The 21687-nt window shown below is 72.7% G+C and carries 21 protein-coding genes and 1 tRNA gene; 2 read left to right on the plus strand and 20 right to left on the minus strand.

Going from position 1 to position 21687, the window contains the following annotated elements:
- Position 1 precedes the first annotated feature (1 nt).
- The 13 genes from VG869_14460 to lepA form a co-directional block, all read right to left on the minus strand.
- Positions 2 to 385, minus strand: coding sequence for a cytochrome C oxidase subunit IV family protein (locus VG869_14460; protein HEV3452386.1), 384 nt, complete (start codon positions 383 to 385; stop codon positions 2 to 4).
- Between the two features lie 16 nt (positions 386 to 401).
- Entirely contained in the window at positions 402 to 1046 is a 645-nt protein-coding gene (locus tag VG869_14465; GenBank protein HEV3452387.1) for a cytochrome c oxidase subunit 3, read from the minus strand.
- Complete coding sequence (gene ctaD, locus VG869_14470; GenBank protein ID HEV3452388.1) at positions 1046 to 2977, minus strand: cytochrome c oxidase subunit I; 1932 nt, start codon at positions 2975 to 2977, stop codon at positions 1046 to 1048. Before ctaD ends, VG869_14465 begins: the two co-directional genes overlap by 1 nt.
- Before the next feature lie 22 nt (positions 2978 to 2999).
- The gene (gene coxB / locus VG869_14475; GenBank protein HEV3452389.1) at positions 3000 to 4148 is read right to left on the minus strand and encodes a cytochrome c oxidase subunit II; all 1149 of its coding nucleotides are present in this window, start codon (positions 4146 to 4148) and stop codon (positions 3000 to 3002) included.
- 216 nt (positions 4149 to 4364) lie between these two features.
- Positions 4365 to 5666, minus strand: a complete 1302-nt coding sequence (locus tag VG869_14480) for a hemolysin family protein (GenBank protein ID HEV3452390.1) — start codon at positions 5664 to 5666, stop codon at positions 4365 to 4367.
- Positions 5663 to 6229: an rRNA maturation RNase YbeY gene (gene ybeY, locus VG869_14485; protein ID HEV3452391.1), complete on the minus strand. Its 567-nt coding sequence runs from the start codon at positions 6227 to 6229 to the stop codon at positions 5663 to 5665. Before ybeY ends, VG869_14480 begins: the two co-directional genes overlap by 4 nt.
- The gene (locus VG869_14490; GenBank protein ID HEV3452392.1) at positions 6226 to 7128 is read right to left on the minus strand and encodes a PhoH family protein; all 903 of its coding nucleotides are present in this window, start codon (positions 7126 to 7128) and stop codon (positions 6226 to 6228) included. Before VG869_14490 ends, ybeY begins: the two co-directional genes overlap by 4 nt.
- 98 nt (positions 7129 to 7226) lie before the next feature.
- Positions 7227 to 7709 (minus strand): transcriptional regulator, encoded by a 483-nt coding sequence (locus tag VG869_14495; GenBank protein ID HEV3452393.1) that lies wholly within the window; start codon positions 7707 to 7709, stop codon positions 7227 to 7229.
- A 43-nt stretch (positions 7710 to 7752) separates the two neighbouring features.
- The gene (locus VG869_14500; GenBank protein HEV3452394.1) at positions 7753 to 8523 is read right to left on the minus strand and encodes an RsmE family RNA methyltransferase; all 771 of its coding nucleotides are present in this window, start codon (positions 8521 to 8523) and stop codon (positions 7753 to 7755) included.
- A gap of 3 nt (positions 8524 to 8526) precedes the next feature.
- The gene (locus tag VG869_14505) at positions 8527 to 9633 is read right to left on the minus strand and encodes a J domain-containing protein (protein ID HEV3452395.1); all 1107 of its coding nucleotides are present in this window, start codon (positions 9631 to 9633) and stop codon (positions 8527 to 8529) included.
- Positions 9630 to 10655: a heat-inducible transcriptional repressor HrcA gene (gene hrcA / locus VG869_14510; GenBank protein ID HEV3452396.1), complete on the minus strand. Its 1026-nt coding sequence runs from the start codon at positions 10653 to 10655 to the stop codon at positions 9630 to 9632. The genes VG869_14505 and hrcA overlap by 4 nt, the downstream gene beginning before the upstream one ends.
- Before the next feature lie 40 nt (positions 10656 to 10695).
- Positions 10696 to 11871, minus strand: a complete 1176-nt coding sequence (gene hemW, locus VG869_14515) for a radical SAM family heme chaperone HemW (GenBank protein ID HEV3452397.1) — start codon at positions 11869 to 11871, stop codon at positions 10696 to 10698.
- A 2-nt stretch (positions 11872 to 11873) separates the two neighbouring features.
- A complete protein-coding gene (gene lepA / locus VG869_14520) occupies positions 11874 to 13658 on the minus strand; it encodes a translation elongation factor 4 (GenBank protein ID HEV3452398.1) in 1785 nt (594 codons plus the stop codon).
- Positions 13659 to 13836: 178 nt separating this feature from the next.
- Here lepA and rpsT point away from each other — a divergent pair, with 178 nt between their 5' ends.
- Entirely contained in the window at positions 13837 to 14100 is a 264-nt protein-coding gene (gene rpsT, locus VG869_14525; GenBank protein HEV3452399.1) for a 30S ribosomal protein S20, read from the plus strand.
- On the opposite strand, the gene VG869_14530 is transcribed toward rpsT, so the two are convergent.
- From VG869_14530 to VG869_14545, 4 genes are read right to left on the minus strand one after another with little or no spacing between them, the layout of a single operon-like run.
- Positions 14069 to 15124: a hypothetical protein gene (locus VG869_14530; GenBank protein HEV3452400.1), complete on the minus strand. Its 1056-nt coding sequence runs from the start codon at positions 15122 to 15124 to the stop codon at positions 14069 to 14071. The genes rpsT and VG869_14530 overlap by 32 nt on opposite strands.
- Positions 15121 to 15972, minus strand: a complete 852-nt coding sequence (folP, locus tag VG869_14535) for a dihydropteroate synthase (GenBank protein ID HEV3452401.1) — start codon at positions 15970 to 15972, stop codon at positions 15121 to 15123. Before folP ends, VG869_14530 begins: the two co-directional genes overlap by 4 nt.
- Positions 15973 to 16017: 45 nt before the next feature.
- The gene (locus tag VG869_14540; protein HEV3452402.1) at positions 16018 to 16542 is read right to left on the minus strand and encodes an SLBB domain-containing protein; all 525 of its coding nucleotides are present in this window, start codon (positions 16540 to 16542) and stop codon (positions 16018 to 16020) included.
- 60 nt (positions 16543 to 16602) lie between these two features.
- Positions 16603 to 19494 (minus strand): class I tRNA ligase family protein, encoded by a 2892-nt coding sequence (locus VG869_14545; protein HEV3452403.1) that lies wholly within the window; start codon positions 19492 to 19494, stop codon positions 16603 to 16605.
- Between the two features lie 118 nt (positions 19495 to 19612).
- Here VG869_14545 and VG869_14550 point away from each other — a divergent pair.
- Positions 19613 to 19686, plus strand: a tRNA-Ala gene (locus tag VG869_14550).
- A 118-nt stretch (positions 19687 to 19804) separates the two neighbouring features.
- Here VG869_14550 and VG869_14555 read toward each other — a convergent pair.
- The 3 genes from VG869_14555 to VG869_14565 all read right to left on the minus strand — a co-directional run bounded on the left by VG869_14555 (position 19805) and on the right by VG869_14565 (position 21679).
- Positions 19805 to 20416 (minus strand): hypothetical protein, encoded by a 612-nt coding sequence (locus VG869_14555; protein ID HEV3452404.1) that lies wholly within the window; start codon positions 20414 to 20416, stop codon positions 19805 to 19807.
- Between the two features lie 165 nt (positions 20417 to 20581).
- Positions 20582 to 21331, minus strand: coding sequence for a hypothetical protein (locus tag VG869_14560; GenBank protein HEV3452405.1), 750 nt, complete (start codon positions 21329 to 21331; stop codon positions 20582 to 20584).
- 75 nt (positions 21332 to 21406) lie between these two features.
- On the minus strand, positions 21407 to 21679 hold the full coding sequence (locus VG869_14565) for a hypothetical protein (protein HEV3452406.1): 273 nt from the start codon (positions 21677 to 21679) through the stop codon (positions 21407 to 21409).
- Between the last annotated feature and the right edge of the window lie 8 nt (positions 21680 to 21687).

Consider the following 21687-nt stretch of genomic DNA (forward strand, 5'->3'; position numbering starts at 1 on the left):
GTCAGGAGAAGATCTGCAGGCTCGTCAGGACGACGAGGAAGAGCAGGACCGCGGCCGCGATCCCGAGCACGAAGAAGCGGGCGAAGATCGGGCGGTCGGTTCGCAGGTGCATGTACCAGGAGGCGACGATCCCGAACTTCAGCACCGCGAAGATGAGCAGCAGCGGGATGATGACGGCGTTGGTGACGTCGCCCTGCAGGTAGTAGAGGCTGACCTCGGCGGCGGTGATGGCGCAGAGGATCACCGCGACCAGGACGTACTGGGGCGGCGACGGGTGAGGGCGGACCTCGCCGGGCAGGAGCCGCGGTGCCGGCTCGACCGCGGCGCCGGTGGCGGCCGTCGCCACCTCGGCGGCGGTGTCGTCTCGAAGGATGATGTCGCTCACCGGGGCTCCTCGGCGCCTACTTGGCCTGGGGGATCAGGTACACGACGGTGAAGATCACGATCCACACGACGTCCACGAAGTGCCAGTAGAGCCCGGCCACCTCGACCTTCTCGGCGTCCCCGGCTCGGAGCCGGCCCTGACTGGCGAGCCCCCAGAGCGAGAGCAGCCAGATGATGCCGATCGTGACGTGGGCGCCGTGGAACCCGGTCAGGACGAAGAACGTCGACCCGAAGAGGTTGGTGTCGAGGGCCAGGCCCTTGCGGGCGAACTCGGTGAACTCGAAGATCTGGCCCCCGATGAAGACTCCGCCGAGCAGGGCCGTGCTCAGGAGCCAGATCCGCAGCCGGCGCTGGTCGTTGCGCTGGATGGCCGCGAGCGCGAGCACCATCGTGAGGCTGCTCATGAGCAGCACGAACGAGGACACCGACGTGAACGGGATGCTGTACACCTTCGCCGGCGTCGGTCCGGTCTGGTGCCGGCCCCGGTAGAGGAGGTAGGCGCTGATGAAGGCGCCGAAGAAGAGGCAGTCCGACGACAGGAACAGCCAGATCGCGAGCTTGGTGTTCGAGGTGCCGGTGGAGGTCGCCGGGTGCTCCGCGTGACCGCCGGCCTCCGGCGGGGCCACGACGTCCGGACCCGGGGCCTGGTCGACGGTGGCCATCAGTGCGGCTCCTCGGCCGTCGGCGGCTCGATGCCCCAGGCGTAGACCCCGAACGCGACCACGAGCGCGCCCGCCGCCAGGAGGGCGAACGCCCAGGTGTAGTGGTGGAAGACGGCGGCGTAGCCGAGCGGCACGATGCCGAGGGCGGCGACGAAGGGGAAGAAGGACGGGGACGGCATGTGGATCGGGTGCGGCGGCGCGGCGGCGGCACGGGTGGCCGCCGGCGTGTCGGCGCCGCCGCTCGGCAGGGCGACGAGCATCCCCTCGTCGTCCTCGACGTACTTGTGGCGCCAGAAGTCGTCGCGGGCCTCGATCTGGGGGATCTCGGCGAAGTTGTACTCGGGTGGCGGCGAGGTCGTCGTCCACTCGATCGTCCGCGCGTCCCACGGGTCGTTCCCCGCGAGCTTCCCCCGGCGGTGCGACACGATCGCGTTCACGATGAAGAGCAGGACGGACACGGCGATGACGAACCCGCCGACCGTCGCGAGGAAGTTCAGCGTGTCCCAGCCGAGGCCGGAGTCGTAGCGGTAGGTGCGTCGCGGCATGCCGTAGATGCCGAGCAGGTGCATCGGGAAGAACGTGAGGTTGAACCCGATGAGCATGGTCCAGAAGTTCCACTTGCCGAGCCGCTCGTTCAGCATCCGACCGAAGACCTTCGGAAACCAGTAGTAGAAGCCGGCGAAGAGCCCGAAGACGAGACCGCCGAACAGCACGTAGTGGAAGTGGGCGACCACGAAGTACGAGTCGTGCTGCTGGGTGTCGGCCGGCACGACGGCCAGGCTCACGCCCGAGAGGCCGCCGATGGTGAACATGGCGATGAACCCGAGCGAGAAGAGCATCGCCGTGGTCAGCTGGATCGTGCCCTTGTAGATGGTGCCGAGCCAGTTGAAGATCTTCACCCCGGTGGGGATGGCGATGAGCATGGTCGAGAGGCTGAACGCCGACACCGCGACCGGGCCGAGCCCGGTCGTGAACATGTGGTGCGCCCACACGCCCCAGCCGAGGAACCCGATGGCGATGCCGGAGAACACGACCACCGGGTACCCGAACAGCGGCTTGCGCGAGAACACGGGCAGCGTCTCGGAGACGATGCCCATCCCGGGCAGGATCAGGATGTAGACCTCCGGGTGCCCGAAGAGCCAGAACAGGTGCTGGTACAGCAGCGGGTCGCCGCCCTTGGCGGCCAGGAAGAAGGACGTCCCGAAGTTCCGGTCGAAGAACACCATGATCAACGCCACGGTGATGATCGGCATGGCGAACAGGGTGAGGAACATCGTCACGAGCATCATCCACACGAACACCGGCATGCGCATGAGGGTCATCCCGGGCGCGCGCAGGTTCAGGATCGTGACGATGAGGTTGATGGCCGACGTCGTCGACGCGATGCCGAGCATGACGATGCCGACGGTCCAGAAGTCGGGACCACGACCGGGGAGGGCACCGAGCCCGAGCGGGGTGCTGGTGAGCGGCGTGTAGCCGAACCAGCCGCCGTTCGGGGCCCCGCCGAGCAGGAAGCTCGAGTAGAGGAAGAGCCCGCCGAAGGCGAACAGCCAGTACCCGAAGGCGTTGAGCCGCGGGAACGCCACGTCGCGGGCGCCGATCATGAGCGGGATGAAGTAGTTGGCGAACGCGATCGACAGCGGCATGCCGAGCAGGAACACCATCGTCGTGCCGTGCATCGTGAACAGCTGGTTGTACTGCGAGGCGGTGAGCACGGTGCCGTTGGGCTGGGCGAGCTGCAGGCGGATGAACAGCGCCTCGATCCCGCCGGCGCAGAAGAAGACGAGGGCGGTGGCCCCGTACATGATCCCGATCTTCTTGTGGTCGACGGTGGTGAACCACGACCAGAACCCGGTGGTGGACCGGGGCCGGCGGAGGAGGACCGGCGCGCGGGCCGGGACGGGCGCCAGGGTCTCCGTGGCGGTCGTCATCGGTCTCCCTCGGTTCCGGCGATCACTGCAGCGACAGCAGGTAGTCGGCGATGGTCTCGGCCTGGGCGCGCGTCATGGTCGGGAGACCCTTCGGCGTGTTCAGGGTGAAGGACGGCATGCCCACGCAGGTGACGCCCGGGGTGCCCGGCGGACCGCGGCGACACTCGGCCGACTGCATCGGGATGAGGCCGGGCGCGTTCAGGATCCACTCGACGAGCTTGGCCTTCGTGAGCTGGAAGTAGCCGCTGGCGAAGGTGCCGCGGCTGGCGAGGTGGGTCAGGTTCGGCCCGTAGGTGCTGATGCTGGGGTTGGCGGTGGTGTGGCAGTTCGTGCACTGGAAGGTCCCGGTGAAGAGCTGCCCGGCGGACCCGGCGGCGGCGACCGGCACCGCCGGGCCCTGGCGCTGCCCGGCGAGCCAGGCGTCGAAGTCGGCGGGCCGCTGGACGATGACTCGGAACCGCATGTTCGCGTGGCTGAGCCCGCAGTACTGCGCGCACTGCCCCTGGTAGGTGCCGGGGCTGTCGCTGCGGAGGGTGAGGTGGTTGGTGCGGCCGGGCACGACGTCCCGCTTGCCGGCGAGCTCGGGGACCCAGAAGGAGTGGATGACGTTGCAGCCCGGGCCGCCGTTGGCCCCGTAGGGCAGGGAGGGGTCGCAGGCTTGGAGGCTGAGGTCGACGTCCCGGCCGGTCGGGATGTGGAGCTCGTCGGCGGTGACCACGGCCGGCCGGCCGCTCGACCCGGGGTACTCGAACTCCCACCACCACTGCTTGCCGACGACGGTGACGGGCAGGGCGTCGCTCGGGGCGGCGGCGTCGGTCTGGAAGATGAGGCTGATGGTCGGCACGGCGATGACGGCGAGGATGACGGCCGGGATCATGGTCCAGGCGATCTCGACGGCCAGGTTGCCGTGGACCTGGCGGGGTTCGGCGTCGTGGCCCGGACGTCGGCGGTAGCGGACCGCGAGGTAGCAGACGGCCCCGACCACGATGAGGCCGATCACGATGGCGACGCCCCAGATCGGCAGGATCAGGTTGTTGATGCGGTGGGCGTTGGTGCCGTGGGGGCTCACCGCGTTCTCGCGGTTCCGGGGTGAGCACGCAACGAGGGTCGCGGTGGCCGCGACGCCCAGGATCAGCCAGGCCCGCCCGCGGCGCCGGTTGCGGTTGGTCATGTGCGGTGGTGACGCTTCCCTGGGCTGCGGCTGGGCTCGGGCGTGGGCGCCAGTGCGGCTCCCCCGCGCGCAATCTATCGCTGGGCGTTCTCGGACCGGCAACTCGTGTTCCGCGTCGCGGCTGGTCAGAGGCCCCGCCGGCCGAGGGGGTGGCGGCGGCGGGCGGGCGCCGCCAGGGCGGCGGCGGGCCGACCCGGATCGGGACCGCCGGCACGCTCAGGCGGGTGGCGCGTCGCCGACGCGGGCGGCCTCGGTGTCGCCGGCGGCCGGCTTCGGGGGGGTGATGCGGACCGACACGATGCGGCGCCCCTGCACGCGCTCGGTCCGGAACTCGAGGTCCTGGAAGCGGACCCGCTCCCCCTCGAAGGGGACGTGGCCGAGCAGGTTGAAGACGAGGCCGCCGACCGTGTCCCACTCGGTGTCGGGCAGCTCGACGCCGAGGGCCTCGCTCACGTCGTCGATGGGGGTGCGGCCGGGCACCCGCAGCGAGCCGTCGGGCAGCCGCTCGACGCCGGGCTCCTCGACGTCGTACTCGTCGGTGATCTCCCCCACGATCTCCTCGAGCAGGTCCTCGAGGGTGACGAGGCCGGCGGTGCCGCCGTACTCGTCGACGACGACCGCCATGTGGAACTGCTGGTTCTGCATCTCGCGGAGGAGCTCGGCGACCCGCTTCTGCTCGGGCACGAACACGGCGGGGCGCACCGCGGTGCGGACGGGGTCGCGGCCGCCGCCGGCGCGGGCTCGGTGCACGAGGTCCTTCAGGTAGACGAGGCCGACGATGTTGTCGGTCGTGCCCTCGTAGGCGGGGATCCGCGAGTAGCCGCCGCCGATGGCCGCCTCGATCGCGTCCTCGATCGTGGCGTCGGCCTCGATGCCGACCATGTCGGGGCGGGGCACCATCACCTCCCGGACCACGGTGTCGCCGAACTCGAAGATCGAGTGGATGAGCTTGCGCTCCTCCCGCTCGATGACCTCCTCCTCGGCGGCGACGTCCGCCATCGTCCGGAGGTCCTCCTCGGTGACGAACGGGCCTTCCTTCAGGCCCCGTCCGGGGAGGAGCGCGTTCGAGAGCTGGATCAGCAGCCGCGACACGGCGCGCAACGGGGGGAAGTTCGTGATCGCGGACAGGAACCCGGACACGCGCAGGGCGGCGCGGTCGGTGTGCTGGATGGCGTACGTCTTCGGCGCGGCCTCGCCGATCACGAAGAACAGCACCACCTGCACGACGAGGCCGAGGACGATCCCGAGGGGGCCGAACTGGCGCTCGAGCTCGATGCCGATGAGGCTGGCGCTCGTCAGCTGCGCGACGAGGACCAGCAGCAGCAGCGGGTTGATGGTCTGCTCGGGGTGCTCGAGCATCCGGGCCAGCCGGGCGGCGCCGCGGCGGCCCTCCTCCTCGAGGGAGAGGGCCCGGATGCGGTTCATGCGACTGAAGGCCATCTCGGAGAGCGCCAGGAGGATCGAGAACACGAAGAGCCCGGCGATGACCGCGACGAGGATCCAGTCGGTCGAGCTCATCGGGCCCGACCGCCTTCGAGCTCGGCGAAGCGGGCGAGCAGCTCGGACTCGCGGCGCCGCATCCGCTCCGCCTCGCCGGGGTCGGCGTGGTCGTAGTCGAGGAGGTGCAGGACGCCGTGGACGACGAGCAGGGCGAGCTCGTCGTCGACGCCCCCGCCCCGCTCCTGCGCCTGCCGGGCGGCGACGCTCGGGCAGACGACCACGTCGCCGAGCACGACCGGCGGCTCGGCCGCCTCGGCGGGGGTGCCGGGGCCGCGCCCGCCCTCGTCGGGGTCGCGTCCCGGGACGCTGCCGCCCTCGTCGAGCGGGAAGGCGAGCACGTCGGTGGGCCCGTCCCCGTCGAGGAACCGCTCGTTGAGGTCGCTGATCGTGTCCTCGTCGACGAAGATGAGGCCGAGCTCGGCCTCGCGGTCGACGCGCTCCTCGTGGAGGACGAGCTGGGCCAGGCGCACCCACCGCGTGACCTCCACCGCGACGGCGTCCTGCTCGTCGAACCCGCTGACCTGCACCGGTGGCGAGGCGTTCGCCGCCCGCACCGGCGCGGTTCGTCGGCCCTCGCTCACTCGCGCGCCCGCTCGTAGGCGTCCACGATGTCCTGGACGATCCGGTGCCGGACGACGTCACGGGAGCCGAGCTCGACGAAGGCAACGCCGTCGATGCCGTCGAGGATCGAGCGCACGACCTGCAGCCCCGATCGGCCCCGCCCCTCGGGCAGGTCGATCTGGGTGACGTCGCCGGTCACCACGACCTTCGAGCCGAAGCCGAGCCGGGTGAGGAACATCTTCATCTGCTCGGGGGTCGTGTTCTGGGCCTCGTCGAGGATGATGAACGAGTCGTTCAGGGTTCGGCCCCGCATGAACGCCAGCGGGGCCACCTCGATCGTGCCCCGGTCCATGAGCCGGCTCACCACCTCGGCGTCGAGCATGTCGTAGAGCGCGTCGTAGAGCGGGCGGAGGTACGGGTCGACCTTGGCCAGCACGTCGCCGGGCAGGAAGCCGAGCCGCTCGCCGGCCTCGACCGCGGGGCGGGTCAGGATGATCCGGTTGATCGCCTTGGCCTGGAGGGCCTGGACCGCGAGGGCCACCGCGAGGTAGCTCTTCCCGGTCCCGGCGGGGCCGATGGCGAAGGTCACCGTGTGCTGGTCCACGGCGTCGACGTAGCGCTTCTGGCCGCTGGTCTTGGGCCGCACGGGCTTGCGGCCGCGGAGCACCTCGGTGCCGAGCACCTCGGTCGGCCGCTGGTCGGCCTTCAGCATCTCGATCGACCGCCCGAGCCCGTCGGCGTCGAGGGCGTGGCCGCGCTCGAGCAGCATCACGAGCTCCTCGAAGAGCCGGCCCACCCGCTCGGCGTCGTCGGGGTCCCCGGTGACGGTGATCTCGTTGCCGCGGACGTGGATCGTGACCGGGAACGCCTCCTCGACGAGCTTCAGCAACTCGTCGCGATGCCCCAGCAGCTTCACCATCAGGTCGTTCCCGGGCACGAGAAGCTTGAGCTGGGTCGGCGACGGCGTGGACACCTCGCGCGGCAGCGTAGCGCCGGGTCTGTCCCGCGCTGGCGGTCTCAGGTCGAGACGCGCAGCCCGAGCTCGTCCAGGCGGGCGCCCAGATCCTCGGGGGTCCGCCCGAGCACGGCGGCCAGGACCCGCACGTCGTCGCGACGGATCGTGAGCATGCGGCCGTTGAAGTCCTGGCGCTGCAGCTGGATCGTGGCCGCGTAGCGGGCCAGCACCTCGGCGTCGGGCTCGTCGAGCTCGTTCAGCCGCACCAGGTCGATGGTGAGCGCGTGGCTGTCGACGGCGCCGCCCGTGAGGTCGATCTCGATGTCGTGGCCGCGCGGCAGGAGCTGGTCCGGCGGGACGTCGTAGAGCTCGGCCAGCCGCAGGAGCCGGCTCACCGACAGGGCCCGCTCGCCCCGCTCGTAGGCGCCGAGCACCGACGCCTTGAACTCCTCGCCCGACCGGGCCTCCACGTCGTGCAGGGACAAGCCCTGCTGGCGCCGGATCGCCCGCAGGCGTTCTCCGATCTGCGCGCTCTCCAAGACCACCCGCCCTTCCCCTTTTCGCCCCAACCCGATGACGCGGAGCGTATCAAAAATCGGCTCGGGCGTCACGCTCGGTGGTCGGCGGGGCCGGGACCCGGCGGCCGGCAAGGGCCGCGGCCGCGGCCACCGCCGCCGTCTCGGCCCGGAGGACGTGGGGGCCGACGGCCAGGCGGGGCGGGTCGTCGAGGGCCTGGCGCTCCCCCGGCTCGAGCCCCCCTTCCGGGCCGACCACGACCAGCCAGCCGGATGGGCCCGGCTCGGGGAGGGCGCCGGCCGGGCTCCCCTCCCGGTCGGCGAGGACGAGGCCCGGGTCGCCGGCCAGCCCGTCGAGCGGCTGGAGCGGCTCGACCACGAGGCGGCGGGCCCGGCGGCACTGCCCGGCGGCCTCCTCGGCGACCCGGCGCAGGCGCTCGACCGCGGCGCGCTCGCGGTCCGGCGGCCAGCGGGCGACCGACCGGACGGCGACGACGGGCAGGACGGCGTCGACGCCGAGCTCCGTGGCGTGGCGGACCACCGACTCCGGCCGCGCTCCCTTCGTGAGGGCGCAGGCGATGCGCAGCCCGGGACGCAGCGACGGCTCGCGGGCCGGCCCCGCCGCCGCGGCCAGGACCAGGCGCCCGCGGGCGACCCGGGCCACCCGGTAGAGCCGCCACGCGCCCGCCCCGTCGGCGGCGGTGACCGGCTCGCCGGGGCGCAGCCGGCGGACCCGCTCCAGGTGATGACCGGCGCCGCCGGCCAGGACCAGCTCGTCGTCGAGGGCGTCCACGAGCACGTGGGCGACCGCCGGGGCGGCGGCGCACCACGCGACCGGCGGCACGCGCTACTGGAAGGCGGAGCGCAGCCGGGACATCACGCCCTTGTCGGGCGGGGTGACCTCCTCGCCCCGCAGCTCGGCGAGGCGGCGCCACAGCTCGGCTTCCTCCTCGGAGAGGCGGGCCGGGACCTCCACGTCGACCCTGACGAGCAGGTCGCCGCGGCCACGGCCCCGAACGGACGGGATGCCGGCGTGCTTGACGCGGAACACCTGGCCCGGCTGCGTGCCGGGGGGCACCGCGATCTCGTGCTCGCCGTCGAGGCCGGCGACGAGGAGACGGGCGCCGAGCGCGGCCTGGCTGGCGCCGACGCGGCGGACGTGGAGGAGGTCGTCGCCGTGCCGCTCGAAGTCCGGGTGCGGCGCCACCCGCACGGTGACGTAGAGGTCGCCGGGGACCCCGCCCCGCGGCGCCGCCGGTCCCCGCCCGGCCAGGCGCAGCCGCTGGCCCTCGTCGACGCCCGCGGGCACCTCGACGTCGATCGTCTGCTGGGCCCGCACCCGGCCGTCCCCGCGGCAGTCTCGGCACTGGGTCAGGATGCGCCGGCCCGTGCCCTCGCAGATGGCGCACGGCGAGGCGGTCACGATCTGGCCGAGGATCGAGCGTCGCACCTGCCGCACCTCGCCGGTGCCCCCGCACGCGTCGCAGCGCGACGGGTGGGTGCCGGGCTCGCAGCCCGAGCCCTCGCAGCGGGGGCACGTCGCGGGCAGCGACGCCTCGATGGTGTGGGTGGTGCCGAACATCGCGTCGGCGAGCGTGAGGTCGACCACGACCTCGGCGTCGGCGCCGCGGGTCGGGCCGGTGGGGCCGCGGCGGGCCCCGAACGGGTCGCCGCCGAAGAAGGCGTCGAAGAGGTCGCCGAACCCGAAGGCGTCGGCGTTGCCGCCGCGCGCGACGCCGCTCGTCTCCCCGAACAGGTCGTAGCGGCGACGACGCTCGGGGTCGCGCAGCGTCTCGTAGGCGGTGCTGACCTCCTTGAAGCGCTCCTCGGCGTCGGCGTCGTCGGGGCTCGAGTCGGGGTGGTAGCGGCGCGCGAGGTCGCGGTACGCCCGCTTGATCTCCTCGTCGCTGGCGGTCGGCAGGACGCCGAGGACCTCGTAGTGGCTGCGGCTCATGAGAGGTGCCGTCCCAGCTGCTGGCTGACCGCCGACACCGCCGCCAGCGCGTGCCGGTAGTCCATGCGGGTGGGGCCGAGCACGCCGACGATGCCGGCGGGACGCTCGGCGACCGCGTAGGGCGCGAGCACGATGGCGCAGTCGCGCAGCTCCTCGAGGCGGTTCTCGGAGCCGATGCTGACCGTGAGACCCCGGTCGAGGAGCTCGCGCACGAGCGACACGACGATCACCTGGTGCTCGAGCACCTCGAGCAGGCGCGCCGCCCGCTCGGCGGTCTCGAACGCCTCGCGCTCGGCGGCGAGGTGGCTCACGCCGCCCACGTAGAGCGGCTCGGCCCGGCCGGGCGTGATCGCGTCGGCCAGCGCGGCGAGGCCGGCGGCGGCGACGGCGTCGACGCCGGGGTCGCCGGTGCGGGGCGCGTCCGGGATCCGGGCCCACTCGTGGTCGCGCAGCTGGGTGTCGAGCGCGGCGCCGGCGGCGTGGACGGACGCCTCGTCGACGTCGTCGCCGACGAGCACGACCTCCTTGTGGACGGCGCCGCTCGACAGCACGACGACGAGCAGCGCCACGCCGGGCTGGAGGGACACGAACTGCACGCTGCGCACGAGCGCCGAGTCGGGTTCCGGGCCCATGACGAGCGCGGCGTGGTGGCTCACCCGGGAGAGCAGCTGGCTGGTCTCGGTGAGCAGCTCCTCGAGCGCCTGGTGGGCCGACGCGAAGAAGCCGGCGACGGCGCGACGCTGGCCGGCCGGCAGCGCGCCCTCGTGGGTGAAGTGGTCGACGAAGTAGCGGTAGCCCCGGTCGGTCGGCACCCGGCCGGCCGAGGTGTACGGCTGGGCCAGGTATCCGTCGCGCTCGAGGATCGTCATCTCGTTGCGGACGGTGGCGCTCGAGACGTGGAGGTCGTTGGCGCCGGCGATGGTCTGGGACCCCACCGGCTGGGCCGTCTCGACGTACTCCTCGACGACCGCCCGCAGGACGGCGGCCTTGCGCTCGTCGAGCTCGTGGTCTTGAGGTTCCATCGCCTGCGAGCTCCCCGTGCAGCCGGTTTGGCAGTCAATCCTACCGAGTGCCAACGGCGATGCTGGTGGGCCTCGGCGCCGACGCCGCGGCCAGGAGGCGCACAGTAACGGCGGTGGCGAGGAGCCGGCCCCGCCGGGTGAGGCCCACCCGTGGCCCCGACCGGACGAGGAGCCCCTCGGCCTCGAGGGCGCCGGCCTCGCCGGCGGCACCGGCGGGCACCACGGCCCCGCTCGACGTGCGGAGGGCCAGCGCCAGCGCCTCGTCGGCCCGTGTCACGGGGTCGAGGTGCTCGCCGCCCGCCTCCGGGGGCCGCCCGGCCCGCACCCGGTCGATGTAGCGCTCGGGTCGCCGGACGTTCCAGGTCCGGGTGCCGGCCCGGTGGCCGTGGGCGGCGCAGCCGATCCCGACGTAGTCGCCCTGGCCCCAATAGAGGAGGTGGTGGCGGCACTCGTGGCCGGGCCGAGCCCAGTTCGACACCTCGTACCAGGCTCGCCCGGAGCCACCGAGGACGTCGTCGGCGAGCTCGTACTTGGCGGCCTGGTCGTCGTCGTCGGGGGCGGCGACGGTGCCGGCGGCGACCCGGCGGCCGAGCGGGGTGCCCGGCTCGACCGTGAGCGCGTAGGCGCTGACGTGCGGCGGGTCGAGGGCGAGGGCGGCCTCGAGGGTGGCGCGCCAGTCGTCGAGCGACTCGCCGGCGGCGCCGTAGATGAGGTCGACGTTGAACCGGTCGAGGCCGGCGTCGCGGGCGGCGGCCACGGCCCGGGCGACGTTGGCGGGGTCGTGGGTGCGGTCGAGCGCGGCGAGCACGTGGGGACGCATCGACTGGACGCCGAACGAGCAGCGGTTGACGCCCGCTCGCCGGTAGGCGCGCAGCTTCGCGACGTCGACCGTGTCGGGGTTGCACTCGACCGTGACCTCGGCGTCGGCGCGGCGCGGGATCTCGTCGAGGACCCGGGTCAGGGCGGCGGCGTCGAGCAGCGACGGGGTGCCGCCGCCGACGAACACGCTCGACGCCGCGGGCAGCAGCCCGTCGGCAACCCGGCGGCGGACGTCGGTGGCGCAGGCTTCGACGTACTCGTCGATGAGCCCCGACCGGTCGGTCCAGGTCGCGAAGTCGCAGTAGCCGCAGCGGCGGGCGCAGAACGGGATGTGCACGTACACGCCGAGGTCGTCGCCGCCGCCGGCGGGGACGGGGTGGGTGGCGGCGTGGACCACGGTCAGCCCTCGTCCAGGCGGAGGGCGGCGACGAACGCCTCCTGGGGCACCTCGACGCGCCCGATCTGCTTCATGCGACGCTTCCCCTCCTTCTGGCGCTCGAGCAGCTTGCGCTTGCGGGTGACGTCACCGCCGTAGCACTTGGCGAGGACGTCCTTGCGCCGGGCCTTCACCGTCTCCCGGGCGATGATCCGCCCGCCGATGGCGGCTTGGATCGGCACGTCGAAGAGCTGGCGCGGGATGAGCTCCCGCAGCCGCACCGTCATCCGCCGGGCGTAGTCCTGGGCCTTGTGCCGGTGGACGATCGTCGAGAAGGCGTCGACGGGGACCGCGTTCAGGAGGATCTCGACCTTGACCAGGTCGGCGGGCCGGTAGCCGGCAGGCTCGTAGTCGAGGCTGGCGTAGCCGCGGGTCCGCGACTTCAGCAGGCCGAAGAAGTCGAGGACGATCTCGGCCAGCGGCAAGGCGTACACGAGCTCGACCCGGTCCTCGGACAGGTACTCGAGCCTCGCCATCTCGCCGCGCCGTGACTGCGCCAGCTCCATGAGCGCGCCGACGTGCTCGGTCGGGGTCAGGATCGTGACCGTCACGTACGGCTCCTCGATGCCGGCCAGCTCGTTGGCCGGCGGCATCGCCGACGGGTTGTCGACGATCTCGGTCCCCCCGTCGGTGCGGTGGGCGCGGTACTCCACGTTGGCGGCCGTCGCCACCAGCGACAGGTCGTACTCGCGCTCGAGCCGCTCGCGGATGATCTCCATGTGGAGGAGGCCGAGGAAGCCGCAGCGGAACCCGAACCCGAGCGCGCCGGACGTCTCGGGCTCGTAGGTGAACGACGAGTCGTTGAGGCGGAGCTTCTCGAGCGCGTCGCGCAGGTCCGCGTACTCGTCGCCGACCACCGGGTACAGGCCGCAGAACACCATCGGCTTCGGGTCGCGGTAGCCGGCCAGCGGGGCCCCGGGGCGGGCGGCGGTCGTGACCGTCTCGCCGACGCGGGCCTCCCCGACGTCCTTGATCCCGGCGATGAGGTAGCCGACCTCGCCCGGGCCGAGCGCCGCCACCGGGGTGGGCTCGGGGGTGCGGACCCCCACCTCCTCGGCGTCGTGGGTCGCGCCCGCCTGCAGGTACCGGAGGCGGGCGCCGGTGGCGAGCGTCCCGTCGAAGACCCGCACCGCGCTCACCACCCCGCGGTACGGGTCGTAGAACGAATCGAACAGCAGGCCCCGCAGCGGCGCGTCGGCGTCGCCGGTGGGGGCGGGGATGCGGGCCACGACGGCGTCGAGCAGCTCGGGGACCCCCTCCCCCGTCTTGGCCGAGATGCGGAGCACCTCGTCGGCGGGGATGCCGAGGACCCGCTCGATCTCGTCCGCGCGACGGTCGGGCTCGGCCTGCGGCAGGTCGATCTTGTTGAGCACCGCCACGATGGTGAGGTCGGCCTCGACGGCGGCGTAGCAGTTGGCGAGCGTCTGGGCCTCGATGCCCTGGCTGGCGTCGACGAGCAGGACCGCCCCCTCGCAGGCGGCGAGGCTGCGGGAGACCTCATAGGCGAAGTCGACGTGCCCGGGCGTGTCGATGAGGTGGAGCACGTGGTCGCGCCACACGAGGCGGACGTTCTGGGCCTTGATCGTGATCCCCCGCTCGCGCTCCAGGTCCATCGAATCGAGGAACTGCTCGCGCATCGACCGGGCGTCGACGGCGCCGCACAGCTCGAGGATGCGGTCGGCGAGCGTGCTCTTGCCGTGGTCGACGTGGCTGAGCAGCGAGAAGCACCGGCTGCGTGCGATCTCCAAGCCGGCTCCGGGGGCGTCGCGGACGGGGTCGCCGCGCCCGGCCGGGCGCGGGACCGAGTTGGCCCGTCGAGCGTAGCGACGGGGTGCGAGCGTCCCGACCGTCGGCGCCGGCTCGAGCCGTCCGTGCCGCCGACTGCTAGCGTGGCGCCCTCTTCCGAGGAACGGGATTCGACGAGCCGTGGCGAACATCAAGGGTCAGCGCAAGCGGAACCGCCAGAACGAGCACCGTCGGCTCCGCAACAAGACCGTGCGCACGGAGCTGAAGAGCCGGGTGAAGGCGGCCGGCGTGGCCGCGGCCGAGGGCTCGCCGGAGGCCGACGAGCTGCTCCGTCGGGCCCAGCAGCGCCTGGCGAAGGCGGGCGCGAAGGGCCGGATCCATCCCCGTCAGGCCGCCCGGCGGACCTCCCGGCTCATGAGGCGCGCCGCGAAGAGCGCCGGCTAGGCGCCGGTCGCCGGCTGCCCGGCGTGAGGGCGGCCAGGCGGGCCACGAGCAGCTCGACGACGACGTCCTCGGGGATCGCCCGGGCGCCCTTCACGTCGAGGTCGGCCTGCGCGAGCAGGTCGAAGGCGCGCCGCAACCCTTCGGAGCCGAGGGCGCGGGCCTGGCGGAGCCGGAACCCAGCCGACCGCGGGTTCGCGCGCGCGCCGAGCGCGGCGGCGGCGTCCTCGCTGGTGCGGACGGCGGGATCGTCGAGCGCCAGCAGCCGGCGGTAGTGCCCGTGGAGCAGGCCGGTGAGCTGGAGCGGGTGCATCGGGCGGGGCTGGCGCGGGCTGCTGACGACGAGAAGCCGACGGGCGACGGCGACGGCGCCGGCGACGTCGCCCCGCTCGATGGCGTTGGTGAGGTCCCAGGTCGGGATCGACCCCGCCTCGCCGAGGTAGGGCTCGACGTCGCTGACGTCGAGGTGCGCGCCCGCGCCGTGCGCGCCCGCCAGCGTGACGACGAGGCCCGGGAGGAGCCCCGCGTCCTGCCCCACGTGGCCGAGCACGGCCTCGACGGCTGCCGGCGTGAGCTCGAGGTCGGCCGCCGCCAGCTCGCCCGCCAAGACGTCCGGGGCCCGCTCGGTGGCGGGCGCGGTCACCACCCCCCGGCTGCGGACCTGCCGCTCGACGGCGTCGGGGGTCTTGCCGCCGCCGGCGACGAGGACCAGCTCGGTGGTCGCCAGCGGGTCCTCGAGGTAGGCGAGGAGGACCGGGACGTCGCTCGCGCGCAGGCCCCCGATCTCGCGGACCACGACGATGCGGCGCTCGGTCATGAACGGCGGGCTCGACGCCGCGTTCACGACCGCACCGACCGTGCCTTCGCGGGTGTCGCCGGCGCCGTCGTCGCCGTCGCCGCGCCCCGGGATCGTGAACTCCTCGACGGCGAGGACCCGGTCGTCGTCGCCGAGGAGCTCGGCGACGAGGGCGGTGGCGGCGTCGTCGCGCAGGCGCGGGTCCGCACCGGTGACGAGATGGACGCTCATCGCACGCCGACCGGCGCCTCGGCGAGGATGGCCTCGATCACCCGGCAGACCGCGACCGTCCCGGCCACGTCGTGGACGCGCACGATCCGGCAGCCGTGCGCGACGCCGTAGGCGACCGCCGCCAGCGAGGCGTCGCGGCGGTCCTCGATGCCGAGGTGGAGCAGCTCGCCGAGGAACCGCTTGTTCGAGGCCGACAGCAGCAGCGGGTACCCGAGCGCGGCGAAGGTGTCGCTGGCGGCGAGCAGGCGGGCGCTCATCGCGGGCGTCTTGCCGAGGTCCAGCCCGGCGTCGACCGCGACCTGGTCGGCGCCGAGCCCCGCGGCCCGCGCCTCGGCGGCGCGGTCCTCGAGGAAGGCGCGCACCTCGCCGAGCAGGTCGGCGTAGATCGGCTCGGGGTCGGGGACCCGGGGCCGGAGTCGGATGTGGGTGGCGACCACCGAGGCCCGGTGCCGCACCGCCACCGGGAGGTAGTCCGGGTCGGCGAACCCGCTGATGTCGTTGCCCACGACGGCACCGGCCTCGCAGGCGGCGTCGAGCACCGCGGCCCGCCAGGTGTCGATCGACAGGGGTGCCGGCAGCCGGTCGTGGAGGGCCGTCACCGTCGGCACGACGCGGTCGAGCTCCTCGGCTGGGCTCACGGCCGCACCGGGCCCGGCCTTCACCCCGCCCACGTCGAGCAGGTCGGCGCCGTCGGCCACCAGCTGCTCGGCGCGTGCGAGGAGCGCGTCGAGCCCGTACGTGGCGCCCCGGTCGAAGAACGAGTCGGGGGTTCGGTTCAGGACGCCCATGACGAGCGTCCGGCTCGTGAGGTCGTGCCGGTGCTCGCCGAGACGAAAGGCCCACGGCATCCGGCCGGAGCCTATGCGCCTCGGTCAACGACGCCGGCGGCGGCGTCAGCCGGGCGTCGTCGGCACCGGACTGGAACTGGACGTCGTGGTCGACGAGGCGCCGACCGGCACGAGCACCTGCTGGCCGTCGCGCAGGAGCGCGGCCAGGTTGAGCCGGTTCAGGTCGGCGGCGGCGAGCGCCCCACCCGCGGCGTCCAGGGCGTCGATGACGCGCGCGCCGGCCCGCAGCTCGACCACGCCCGGGCGGGTCACGGCCCCGGCCACGTGGACCACGACGTGGGCGTGGGGAGTCAGGGTCGCGGCGCGGGCCGCCGCGGCCTTCGGCACGGGGGCGGGGCCGCTCGACGCCCGGTAGGAGATGAGCGCGGCGCTGATCGTGATCACGGCCACCACGGCCATCGCGGCGCGCCCCTCGCCCCCGAGGCCGAGCCGGAGGGCGTTTGGATCGCGGCGCGCCCGCCGGCGTCGGCGCGGTGGGTCCTCGGGGCCCCAGAACCCGGGGTCAGGGTCCTCCGCCTCGTCCAGGGCGCCCGGCGGCGCGGCGTGGGGGCTGGGATCGTGGTCGAGCACGGCGACCTCCGGCCATGACGGGATCCGGAGGAAGTGCCGCGGGGAAGGGCCTCGACGGTATCAGCCGAGCACGAAGTTCACGATGCGGCCGGGGACGACGACGACCTTGCGGACCTCGCGGCCGGCGAGCAGCGCGGCGACGCGGCGCTCGGCCCGGGCCGCCGTCTCGGCGTCGGCGGCCGTCGCGTCGGCGGCGACCACGATGCGGGCGCGCGGCTTGCCGTCGACCTGCACCGCCATCTCGACGGTCGGCTGGACGAGCAGCTCGGGATCGGGCTCCGGGAAGGGCTCGTAGGCGAGCGAGCCGTCGTGCCCGAGGCGCGCCCAGAGCTCCTCGGCGATGTGCGGGGCGAGGGGGCCGAGCATCAGCACCAACGGCTCGACGACCTCGCGAGGCGCGCGGCCTCGCTCCCCGACGACCTGCGTCAGCCCGTTGTTCAGCTCGAAGAGGCGGGCGATGGCGGTGTTGGACTTCAGAGCCATCATGTCGGCGCGCACCTCGGCGATGGTCCGGTGGAGGAGCCGGCGGGTGTCGGGGTCGGCGGGCGTCTCGGAGACGCGGAGCGCTCCGGTCTCCTCGTCGATGACGTTGCGCCACACGCGCTGGAGGAACCGGTGCACGCCGATGATGTCGGTGGTGCTCCACGGCCGGCTGGCGTCGAGCGGGCCCGTGAACATCTCGTACAGGCGCAGGGTGTCGGCGCCGTAGTCCCGGTAGACGTCGTCGGGCGTGACGACGTTCCGCAGGCTCTTGCCCATCTTGCCGAACTCCGGGGTCACCGGCTCCCCCCGGAACCGGTACTGCCCGCTGCGATGCTCGACCTCGGAGGCCTCGACGTAGAAGCCGCGCTCGTCCCGGTAGGCGGGCGCCTGGATGTAGCCCTGGTTGTAGAGGCGGTGGAAGGGCTCGGGCGTCGAGACGTGCTCGAGGTCGAAGAGGACCTTGTGCCAGAACCGCGCGTAGAGCAGGTGCAGCACCGCGTGCTCCACCCCGCCGACGTAGAGGTCGACGCCCCCGCTCGGACCGCCCGTCATCCAGTACCGCTCGACGGCCGGGTCGACGAGACGGTCCTCGTTCGTCGGGTCCAGGTACCGCAGGTAGTACCAGCACGAGCCGGCCCACTGGGGCATGGTGTTGGTCTCGCGGCGGTAGCGGCGGACGCCCTCGCCGAGGTCGAGCTCGACCTCGGCCCAGTGCTCCGCGCGCGCGAGCGGCGCTTCCGGTGGCGTGTCGGCGTCGTCGTCCTCGACCACCCGGGGCTCGAACTCGTCGAGCTCCGGCAGCTCGACCGGCAGCATCGACGCCCGCACGCCCCGAGGCAGCCCGTCCTCGCCGTAGACGATCGGGAACGGCTCGCCCCAGTAGCGCTGCCGGCTGAACAGCCAGTCGCGCAGCTTGAAGGTCACCGTGCCCTCCCCCGCGCCCTGCTGCTCCAGCCACTCGATGATCCGGCGCTTGGCGTCCTCGACGCCGAGGCCGTTCAGGAACCCGCTGTTGATCGCCGGGCCTTCGCCCGTGTACGCCTCGCCCTGGAAGTCGGGTGGCGGCTGCACGGTCCGCACCCGGGGAAGATCGAACGTGGCCGCGAACTCCCAGTCCCGCTGGTCCTGCCCGGGCACGCCCATGATCGCCCCGGTCCCGTAGCCCATGAGGACGTAGTCGGCGACGAACACCGGGATGAGTCCGCCGGTGGCCGGGTTGGCGGCGAACGCGCCGGCGAAGACGCCGGTCTTCTCGCGCCCCTCGGCCTGGCGCTCGAGCTCGGTGCGGCGGACGGCGAAGTCGCGGTAGCGCCGGATCGCCTCGCCCGGCTCGACGTCGGCACCGAAGACCCCGCGCCACGAGGGCGGGACCTCGGACCGCTCGTCGCCGATCGTGGCGCCCGGCCAGTCGCTCGGCACGATGCGATCGACGAGCGGGTGCTCGGGCGCCAGGACCACGTAGGTGGCACCGAACACCGTGTCGGGACGGGTCGTGAACACCTCGATGTCCAGGCCCTCGTGGTGCTCCACCGGGAACCGGATGGTGGCGCCGGTGCTCCGGCCGATCCAGTTGCGCTGCATGACCTTGATCGGCTCGGGCCACTCGAGCAGGTCGAGATCGTCGAGCAAGCGGTCGGCGTACTTGGTGATCCGCAGCATCCACTGCTCGAGGGGACGCTTGTAGACCGGGTGGTTCCCCCGCTCGCTGCGGCCCTCGGCGTTGACCTCCTCGTTCGCCAGCACCGTCCCGAGGGCCGGGCACCAGTTCACGAGGGCCTCTTCTCGGTACGCGAGCCGGTGCGTGTCGACCACCAGCCGCCGGGATCGCTCGTCGAGGTCGGTCCACGGGAGACGGTCCGGGTTCGCCTCGCTCGTGGGCTCACGGACGCCGGACTCGAAGGCGGCGACGAGGGTCTCGATCGGGCGGGCGCGATCGGCGTCCTCGTCGTACCAGGCGTTGAACATCTGGAGGAAGATCCACTGGGTCCACCGGTAGTAGTGGAGGTCGGTGGTCGCGACGCCGCGCCTCGGGTCGTGGCCGAGCCCCAGGGCGCGGAGCTGCCGCTTCATCGTGGCGATGTTCTGCTCCGTGGTGACACGCGGGTGCTGCCCGGTCTGCAGCGCGAACTGCTCGGCGGGCAGGCCGAACGCGTCGTAGCCCATCGCGTGGAGCACGTTGCGGCCCATCATCCGCTGGAAGCGGGCGTAGACGTCGGTCCCGATGTACCCGAGGGGATGACCCACGTGCAGCCCGGCGCCGCTCGGGTACGGGAACATGTCGAGCACGTAGAGCTTCGAGCTGTCCGCGACCCGCTCGAAACCCTCCCGGAGCGGACCCGACGGGTTCGGCGTCCAGAAGGTCCGGCGCTCCTCCCAGTTGTCCTGCCACCTGGCTTCGATCTCGTTGGCGAGACGCGCGTCGTAGCGGTGCGGCGGAGCGTCAGCGGCGCCTCGTCGTTCGTCGGTCATGTGGACGGCGAGCGTAGCGACGCGTCGCGCGAGCGACGCCGGACTTCGCGCTCGGGGCCCGAACGACTGTTCGACCGCGCTCGCGACCGGGGCTCACTGGTACCGTTTCCATTCCCCTGGGCCTGTAGCTCAGTTCGGTAGAGCGCCTCCATGGCATGGAGGAAGTCAGGGGTTCAAGTCCCCTCAGGTCCACACGCTCAGGTCCACACCCTCAGGTCCACGGCGTCGTCGAATTCACAACATCGCGTCGTCGCGCTCGTCGGCCTAGCGAGGACCCGGTCCGTGAAGGACCTCTTCGTCGCGTTCGGGTCTACGTCACGATTCGGTCCCGCCGGAAGATCACGGCGGAGACGACGAGCAGCCACACAATCGCGAGGACGGCTCCGAGAAAGCCGATCGGGCCGGCCAGCGACAGGATCGCGATCACGATCGCCGCCCACCCCAGCCACCGTGGCAGCAGGGGTCGCCTCACCGTCGAGATTCCCGTCGCGAGCAGCAAGACGGCGATTCCACCGGTGACCACGAAGAAGTCGTTGTTGAACAGGACGTTCAAGGTCTGTGCGGGCGCCGCGAACCTGTGTTCCCCGGCCCGGGCCAGCGCGAAGCCGACCACGGCGTCGAGCAACGCGCCCCCGGCCAAGATCACCGCCCCGCCAAACGCGGCGACGGAAAGCACGTCGCCACCCGCTTCTCCGCTCTGGAGAAGCTCGCGAAGACGCGCTGCGAACAAGACCACCAGCACCCCGCCGATCGCCAAGATGAGGCTCGAGATCCTTGTCACCGTCAGATGGTCATGGAAATACGACACCACCTTCGCCGCGCTCGCGTCGTCCTGCGGGGAGGGTCCCCCGAGGACGGTGCCCACGGCGAACAGAACACCCGCACCTACCCCGCACAACGCCAGCCACCGTCGCAGCGTCATCCCTGCCTCCCTCCCTCGACACCAACGTTCCGCGGAGCCTGGTGCGGCCGCCGCGCAACATCCGCCTCAATCACGAGGGTCTCCTTTGTCGTCGTGATCCGACGTCGCGTCGCGCTGCCGGACCACGTGCTGGCCGAAGGCGGGGAACCCAGCGACCGGGCCGGATCACTTGGTGACCGTGAACTCGGAGTGCATGCCCAGCTGGGCGTGGGGCGGCCCGCTGCCTTGGCTGGACGAGGTCGTGCCCTTCGGGACGAGGCAGAGCGCGACGTAGCGTCCCGGCGCGTTGAGCTGGAAGTAGCCGACACTGGTCTGACCAGGGTCCGACCCCGTGACACCGAGGTTCTCGACCCTCGTCCTGGCCTGGCCTTGCGGCAGGGCGAGGAGGGCCTTCACCGAGTCGGACGTCTTGATCCGCGCGATTCTGATCTCGTGGCTCTCGGAGCCTGCGTTCTTGAAGCTGACCACGACAACGCCCGTCTTCAGGGTCTTGGGGACGCCCTTCAACGCGTACTCGACGCCGGTCACGTTGATCACGTGGTAGCCGCAGTTCTTCACCGCGTAGGTGTCGATCTTGCTGCCCGCGTCAGAGACCGCCGAATCGTTGAGCGCGGCCTGGAAGTTCGCGTGCAGCGCGTTCGCGATAATCGTCTCCTGGCCGACGATCGCGGCCGGTGCGCTCGTGACCGCTTGGTCGACCAACGTGAGGATCGGACCTGACGCTTGCTGGATCTGAGCCGGGCTCGGCTGCCCGGCGGCCGTGGCGGTCGCGAACAGGCGGTTGAGCTGGAGGTTGATCTTCACGTTCGTCGCGCAGAACGCCTTCTTGTCCGCGGCGACCGCCGGGTTCGACCAGGCCAGAGGCAGCCCGGCCACCAGGCAGCCACTCACCAGCAGCGCCCGAGTCCGCTTCACCGCGACTCTCCTCGTGCCACCGACCCGACCGGACCGGCCGGCGCCGGTACCGGAGCGGTCCGCACCGCATTCGCCTTAACCACGAGGGTTCCTTTCGTCGTCGCGAGTTGATGCTGCGCCGGTCTCGCCGACCGCTTGCCGGCTGAGGACGGCAAGCTTGGCGGCGGCGACCTCCAGCAGTGCCGGCATCGACTCCGCGGGGATCTCCAGCTGCTCCGCCATGGCCGCCATCGGCACCCCCGCTCGCTGCAGGGCGATGGCGACGGCGTAGACGACCGGCAGTCGCGTCAGCGGCCCGTCGGGCATGTCCGCGGTCGGCCGGTCGCTGCGCGGCTGCTCTGAGGGCATCCTCCGCA

It is taken from the genome of Acidimicrobiia bacterium, assembly GCA_035948415.1.
Lineage (GTDB): Bacteria > Actinomycetota > Acidimicrobiia > IMCC26256 > PALSA-555 > PALSA-555.